A 4,674-nucleotide genomic window follows, 5' to 3' on the forward strand; every position below is an offset into this window, starting at 1 on the left:
ACCGGCTTCCGGGCCACGGCGGGGCCCCGGCAGGGAGGAGGCCGCGGGAGCCGCGGAGGACGCCGTCTCCGGCGCCTCGGGCGGGTGCCCGCCGGGCCGCTCGGCCGTCGGCCAGTCGTCCCAGAGGCCACCGCCGCCGTCGTCGTCCGGCCGCGGCTCGTACAACAGCTCCTCGTCCGGGAGCGGCTCGTCGTCAGGGAACGGCCCGTCGTCCGGGAACGGCGGGGCGGGCTCCTCGGCGGCGTCCGGGTGCGCGGTGTGCGGATACGGGCCGTCGCCGTGCTCATGCCCGGCCTGCGCCTCCTGCCCGCCTGGGGGACCCGCCATGCGGTCCAGGTGGGCCTTGACGGCGTCGGCGGCGGCGCGGCGGCGGCGGAGGGCCTCCGGGTCCAGGGGCAGGGGCCACGCGCGGTCCGCCTCCGACGCGGCGAGCACGGGGTTCTCGGCGTCCTTCTCCGGGGCGTCGGCCCACGCCTCGATCTCGCCGTAACCCGCCTCGCAGTGCTCGCGCAGGGCCTCCAGGAAGGCGGAAGGGCCCCGCGGCTTCTTCTGGGAGGGGCCCCACCAGTGGCCGGAGCCGAGCAGCAGGGAGCGGGGGCGGGTGAACGTGACGTAGCCGAGGCGGAGTTCCTCGGTCTCCTGGTGGGCCTTCATGGCCGCCTTGAAGGCGGCCATCCCCTTGGCGTCCCACTCCCTGATGTCGGGCAGCGTGCCCGCGTCGCCGCGCAGCGCGTGCGGCAGCACCTTGGCCTGGGCCGTCCAGGACTCGCGGGACTGCTCGCTGGGGAACTGCTTGCCGACCAGTCCGGGGACGGCGACGACGTCCCATTCGAGTCCCTTGGACTTGTGGGCGGTGAGCACCTTGACGGTGTCCTCCCCTCCGGGGAGGGAGCTGTCGAGCCCCTTCTCGTACTGCTCGGCGGTGCGCAGGAAGCCCAGGAAGGCCGACAGGGTGATCTCGCCGCCCAGGGCGGCGAAGCCCGCCGCGATGTCGAGGAAGCTCGACAGGGTCTCGCGGCGGCGGGCGGCCAGTGCGTGCGGGGAGGCGGAGAGTTCGACCTCCAGGCCGGTGGCGGCCAGCACCCGGTGCAGGACGTCCATGAGCGGGTCGGCCAGCGAGCGGCGCAGGTCGCGCAGTTCGGCGGCGAGCCGGGCGAAGCGCACTCTGGCCTCGGCGGAGAACGGCAGCCCGTCGTCCGGGGCGGACGCGTCGGCCGCCAGGAACGTGTCGAGGGCGTCGGCCAGGGAGACCGTCTCGGCCGGGTCGACGCCTTCGACGGCCTCGGCCAGCCTGCGGTCCGGGTCGCTCTCCCCGCCGCCGTAGGGCACGAGCGTACGGGCGCGGCGGCCCAGCAGCGCCAGGTCGCGGGGGCCGATGCGCCAGCGCGGTCCGGTCAGCAGCCGGACGAGCGCGGCGTTGGCCGTCGGGTCCTGGAGGACCTCGCAGACGGCGACGAGGTCGGCGATCTCCGGGAGGTGGAGCAGCCCGGAGAGGCCGACGACCTCGACGGGGATGTCCCGCTCGACCAGCTCGCCCTGGATGCGCGCGAAATCACCGGCCGTGCGGCACAGCACGGCGATGCCGCCGGGCCGGGCGCCGGTGCGCACCAGGTGGGCGATGGAGTCGGCGAGCCAGGTCAGCTCCTCGGCGTGGGTGGGCAGCAGCGCGCACCGTACGAGGCCGTCGCGCTCTGCTCCGGGGGCGGGGCGCAGCGCCTCCACGCCCTCGTGGCGGGCGCGCAGCGGGGCGGCGAGGCGGTTGGCGAGGTCGAGGAGGCGGCCGCCGCTGCGGCGGTTCTCGCTGAGCGCGAAGCGCCGCGCGGGGCTGCCGTCCGCGAACGGGAAGTGGGCCGGGAAGTCGTCGAGGTTGGCCACGGAGGCGCCGCGCCATCCGTAGATGGCCTGGCAGGGGTCGCCGACGGCGGTGACGGCGTGGCCCGTGCCGCCCCCGAACAGGCCGGAGAGCAGCAGCCGCTGGGCCACGGAGGTGTCCTGGTACTCGTCGAGGAGGACGACCGCGAACTGCTCCCGGAGGATGCGGCCGACCTCCGGCCGGTCCTGGGCCAGCCGCGCGGACAGGGCGATCTGGTCGCCGAAGTCGATGAGGTCGCGGTCGCGCTTCTCCTTGCGGTACCCGCCGATCAGGTCGAGGAGTTCGAGGCGGGCGCGGGCGGCGTCGGGGGCCTTGCGCAGATCGGGGTTGCTGAGCTTGGCGCCTTCGAGGGTGTGCAGCAGCGCGGTGTCGTACGCGCGCAGCCGCTCGGGGGTCACCAGGTGCTCGGAGAGCTCGCCGTCGAGGGCGAGGAGGTCGGCGACGAGGTCGCTGAAGGAGCGGGTGAGCGCCGGGTAGGGGCCGGGCGAGGTGCGCAGGACGCGGGCGGCGAGCTGGAAGCGGGTGGCGTCGGCGAGCAGCCGGGCGGTGGGCTCCAGGCCGATGCGCAGGCCGTGTTCCTTGAGGAGCCGGCCGGCGAACGCGTGGTACGTGGAGATCTGCGGGTCGCCGGGCGCCGCGTCGGGGTCGGCGGGCTCCGGGTCGGTGACGCCCGCCTCGACGAGGGCCTTGCGGACCCGCTCGGACAGCTCGCCGGCGGCCTTGTTGGTGAAGGTGAGGCCCAGCACCTGCTCGGGGGCGACCTGGCCGGTGCCGACCAGCCAGACGACGCGCGCGGCCATCACCGTGGTCTTGCCGGACCCGGCTCCGGCCACGATGACCTGCGGGGCGGGCGGCGCGGTGATGCAGGCCGTCTGCTCCGGGGTGAACGGGATGCCGAGGAGCTCCTTGAGCTGCTCGGGATCGGTGATGCGTGCTGCCACTCCAGTGAGGCTAACGGCACCCTCCGACAACCACTGCCAATCACCGCCAATCACCGTCGTCTCACCCACCCCGCCCGGCCGCCCCGCCGTGCCGTTCGTCACTCGACGATGTGCTGCCCCTCCGGGCGGGCGGTGCAGGAGGCGCGGAAGGAGCAGCGGGTGCAGTGCTGGCCGGGGCGGGGGGCGAAGCGTTCGTCGAGCACGCGGCCCGCGGCGGTGGCCAGCAGGTCGCTCACCCACTCCCCTTCGGGGGGCTCCTGGGACTGCACCTTGGGCAGCTCGTCGCCGCCGTCCTTCTTCGCGGCCCCCTGGCGCAGCTGCACCAGCTCCGCGCCGCCGTCCTCGGGGCGCCGCCCGTCGAACAGGTCGTCGACCGCGCCTTCGCGCACCGCCAGCTGGTAGGCGGCGAGCTGCGGGTGGCGGGCGACGTCGTTCGCGGTGACGGCGGCCTTGCCGGTCTTGAAGTCGACCACGTAGGCGCGCCCCTGGGCGTCCGCTTCGACGCGGTCCATGGAGCCGCGGATGCGCACCATATAGGCGTCGGTTTTGAGGGTGACGTCGAAATCGTGCTCCGTGGCGACGGTCGAGCGGCCGCCGCGCTCCATGACGTGCCAGCGCAGGAAGCGGTCCAGGGCGGCGCGCGCGTTCTCCTTCTCCTGCCGCGACTTCCAGGGGGCCTCGAAGGCGAGCGCGTCCCAGACGGAGTCGAGGCGCTCCATGAGGACCGCGAGGTCGGCGGGGGTGCGCCCGGAGGCCACCTCGTCGGCCAGTACGTGCACGACGTTGCCGAACCCCTGCGCGGCGGTGGCCGGCGCGTCGGCCTTCACCTCGCGGCCGAGGAACCACTGGAGGGAGCACGTGTTGACGAGCTGGTCCAGGGCGGACCCGGAGAGCGCGACCGGGCGGTCGCGGTCGCGCAGCGGCACCGCGCTGTGCGTCGGTTCGTTCAGGCCCCACCAGCGGTACGGGTGGGCCGCCGGTACGAGCGGCTGTCCCTCGTCGTCATGGAGCGCCGCGAGCCGGGCGAGCCGCTGGGCGGCGGCGGCCCGCAGCCCGTCCGAGGCCCCGGGGTCGACGGTGGTGGCCCGCAGCTCGGCGACGAGCGCGGCGACGGCCAGGGGGCGGCGCGGGCGCTGCGTGACGTCCACGGGCTCGGCGCCGAGCTCGCCGAGGAAGCGGGAGGGCTGGTCGCCGTCGTCCGCGGCGGCCTTCACGGCGGTGACGACGAGGCGCTCGCGCGCACGCGTGGCCGCGACGTAGAACAGCCGCCGCTCCTCGGCGAGGAGCGCGCCCGGCGGCAGGGGGTCGGCGAGCCCGTCGCGGCCGATCCGGTCGGCCTCCAGCAGGGAGCCGCGCCGCCGCGGGTCGGGCCAGAGTCCCTCTTGTACGCCCGCGACGACGACCAGCCGCCATTGCAGGCCCTTGGAGCGGTGCGCGGTCATCAGCCGCACGGCCTCCGGGCGCACGGACCGGCCGGCGAGGGTGTCGGCGGCGATGTCCTGCGCGTCCAGCTCGTCGAGGAAGTTGAGCGCGCCCCGGCCGCCGGTGCGCTCCTCGGCGCGCGCGGCGGTCTCGAAGAGCGCGCACACCGCGTCCAGGTCGCGGTCGGCGTTGCGCCCGCCGGGGCCGCCCCTGCGGGCCGCGCGCTCCAGGCGGTCCGGCCAGGTCGTGCCGGACCACAGCTCCCAGAGCGCCTGTTCGGCGGTGCCGCCCCCGGCGAGCAGCTCGCGGGTCTTGCGCAGCAGCTCGCCGAGTATCCGCGCGCCCCGCGCGTACGCCGGGTCGTGCGCCACGAGGCGCTCCGGTTCGGCGAGCGCCTCGGCTATCAGTACGTCCGACGGCCGCGGTACGCCCGTCCCC

Annotated in this window: 2 protein-coding genes; both read right to left on the reverse strand. The window is 75.7% G+C overall.

Annotation, left to right across the window (positions count from 1 at the left end; all coding sequences use genetic code 11):
- The coding region (locus tag ACFU99_RS33690; RefSeq protein ID WP_384399345.1) for an ATP-dependent helicase at positions 1 to 2,814 on the reverse strand (2,814 nt) is incomplete at its 3' end.
- A 98-nt stretch (positions 2,815 to 2,912) separates the two neighbouring features.
- A partial coding sequence (locus ACFU99_RS33695; protein ID WP_384399348.1) for a PD-(D/E)XK nuclease family protein occupies positions 2,913 to 4,674 on the reverse strand: 1,762 nt, incomplete at its 5' end.

Origin of the sequence: Streptomyces sp. NPDC057654 (assembly GCF_042800135.1) — a bacterium.
Classification (GTDB): Bacteria; Actinomycetota; Actinomycetes; order Streptomycetales; family Streptomycetaceae; genus Streptomyces.